This is a genomic window from Microcoleus sp. MOSTC5, assembly GCF_036701825.1.
GTDB classification, from domain to species: Bacteria; Cyanobacteriota; Cyanobacteriia; order Cyanobacteriales; family Microcoleaceae; genus Microcoleus; species Microcoleus asticus.
In genome coordinates this window covers 1-2,198 of record NZ_JAUBRK010000158.1, presented here as the reverse complement: position 1 = coordinate 2,198, position 2,198 = coordinate 1, and the positions used below count along the sequence as shown (strand labels likewise).

At 44.1% G+C, this 2,198-nt stretch carries 4 protein-coding genes; all 4 read left to right on the top strand.

Going from position 1 to position 2,198, the window contains the following annotated elements:
- Positions 1 to 453 (top strand): transposase (locus QUA54_RS34035; protein WP_333419418.1); only part of this gene is annotated, 453 nt, incomplete at its 5' end.
- Between the two features lie 43 nt (positions 454 to 496).
- Positions 497 to 1,213: a hypothetical protein gene (locus QUA54_RS34030; RefSeq protein WP_333419416.1), complete on the top strand. Its 717-nt coding sequence runs from the start codon at positions 497 to 499 to the stop codon at positions 1,211 to 1,213.
- Positions 1,214 to 1,215: 2 nt separating this feature from the next.
- Positions 1,216 to 1,686, top strand: a complete 471-nt coding sequence (locus tag QUA54_RS34025) for a hypothetical protein (RefSeq protein ID WP_333419415.1) — start codon at positions 1,216 to 1,218, stop codon at positions 1,684 to 1,686.
- Entirely contained in the window at positions 1,608 to 2,174 is a 567-nt protein-coding gene (locus QUA54_RS34020) for a hypothetical protein (protein ID WP_333419414.1), read from the top strand. Before QUA54_RS34025 ends, QUA54_RS34020 begins: the two co-directional genes overlap by 79 nt.
- Positions 2,175 to 2,198: the final 24 nt, after the last annotated feature.

Sequence of the window (2,198 nt, the reverse complement as noted above, 5' to 3'; positions counted from 1 at the left end):
GTGATGAAAGTAGTTAATAAAGACTTGAATAAATTACGCAGAGCAGCCGGAATAACAGATAGGCAAAGTAAATATTTATTATTAAGTAATCGAATAAATTTGAATCCTCTTCAGATTGATAAATTAGAGATGGCACTAGGTAAATCAGAATGCTTGAGAATTGCGTATGAGATGAAAGAAAAATTTAGAGAAATATATGAGACTAATTTGACCGTCAAAAAAGGGCAGGCAAAAATTAAAGAATGGCTAAATCATGCACAAGTATTTTTTAGAGAATCTGCATCAACGATTGAAAATCATTTTGAGGGTATTTGCAACTACTTTATGAATCGCACAACAAGTGGAGTTATGGAGGGAATCAACAATCGAATTAAGTTGATAATGCGCCAAGGATATGGCTTTTCTAATTTTAATAATTTCAGGAATCGCGTATTAGCTTGCTTCTCTGATTAGATAAAATTATAACCACAAGTTCAGGAGAGCCAGCGCACCTGAAATGTTGACTACTTTTCAGGGATACTACGGTTTCGACCCATCAGCGTTTGCGGGGATGTCCGAGGAAGAATTGGGGGCATTCGTAGATTCGGTTGAAGAAATCAAGTTCCTGATTGCAAACCTCGACAAACTAGAAAAACACGTCAGCGATTATATTGACGGCGTTGTCAAATACAACGAGTTTGTAGCCCGATGCGTCAAAGCCGGTGCCAAGGGCATGGAAAAGATCGATCGAGCCACGCTCGACGTGTTCTTGGCGTGGAAAGGTTGGCAGGCTAATACCAAAAAGCTAGCCAAAGATTCGGATGTTGGCGTCAGACTTCTCGACCAAGAAGTTATCGATTACGGTGATTTAGCGGAATACGACCTTCAGATTTCTCTTCAGATCGTAGCTAACAGATTAGTCCGCCAAAAAGAGGCGCTATCCCAAAAACCTGACAAAGAAGCAGCAAACTATGCGGAGCGACAAGCAGCTATCGAGGCAAAAAGCGAAGAGAGAAATAGGATAAAAGACTTGTTTGCTTACGGTACTCGTGGGAAATACGGTTTGTCATCATCGAGTAGCCCGCAATTGAGTCCTGCCAGCAGCGCTACCAATAACGCTAGCAATAACGCTACCAATAACGCTAGTAATAGTGCTACCAATAACGCTAACAAGGCAAGCGGTTGGCTAAAAAAATGGGGCGGTAAAGCCTTTGATTATTTCTCAGGGAAGTAGCCATGCAGTTACCACCATTTCTCATCCCCAAACCTCAAAATCCTCCTGTCTCTCCACCTTCACAACAACCACAACTCCCCGAATTAGAAGAATCAGACCAATTGAGGTTTCTCAAAAACCTAAATAGCTTCTGCGGTCAAGGATTTTGGTTTGCGGTTGGGCTATCCATCGCTCACGTTTCGAGGATTGTCGGTGCTCCTGTAATGCTTGTCGCAGTGATTTTAGTAGCCGGGTTTCTGTTTGTAGTAAAACCGAAAAACCCAACGCCTTATTTACTATCCATGAGGCGGATTAGCGGGTTGGTAGTGATTGTCGGCACTGTTGCTGCATTTTGGGATGCGGCGTGGCTGCTGGCAAATATGCCTTTAAGCGTAGGCTTCGGGTTCATCCCAGTGTGGCAGCTTGTCCTGATTGTTGGTGTGGCGGTGATGCTGCTTTTGTTGGTCACACTGCTGCGGAGGTGGATGCGATGAAAAGTGCGATCGCCTGTGTGATTGTGGGTATCGGATGTAGCGGGTTTAGCTTGTTCGGGTACTTCGACAAACACGTTAGCTACTGCAATGGAGCTACAAATCCCTGTACGCCTGTTGTGGTAACGGGTTCACAGTATCCCAAGAATGCTAAGTTTGTGAAGCTGCATCAAGGCTGGGGGCTGTTGCGTACTGCATCCGGCGTAATTGGTGCAATGAGCTTTGGTGCGGGTTATTTTGCATCGGGTGCAGCATCGGTGAAGCAGAGAAAGAACGAGGAAGAGGCTGCGATATTTGAGGCACGGCAAAAGCAATTAGAGGCAACTACAAGCGACATTTTGAATGAGGAAGAAATCCAGAAAACAGCGATTGCCGCTGACTTGAGAGTGAAAGATTTCAAGCGCGAACTCTACGACGGCTACAACACAATCTATTTAGAGCAATACTCCGGACAGTTTTTAAGCAGCCAAAGTACCATAAGACAAGACTGAAGGAAGATTAGGATGGTTTAAAAT

Bases quoted from the DNA above. Each gene is read 5' to 3' on its own strand.
- QUA54_RS34030 (WP_333419416.1), top strand. From the start codon at position 497: ATGTTGACTACTTTTCAGGGATACTACGGTTTCGACCCATCAGCGTTT.
- QUA54_RS34025 (WP_333419415.1), top strand. From the start codon at position 1,216: ATGCAGTTACCACCATTTCTCATCCCCAAACCTCAAAATCCTCCTGTC.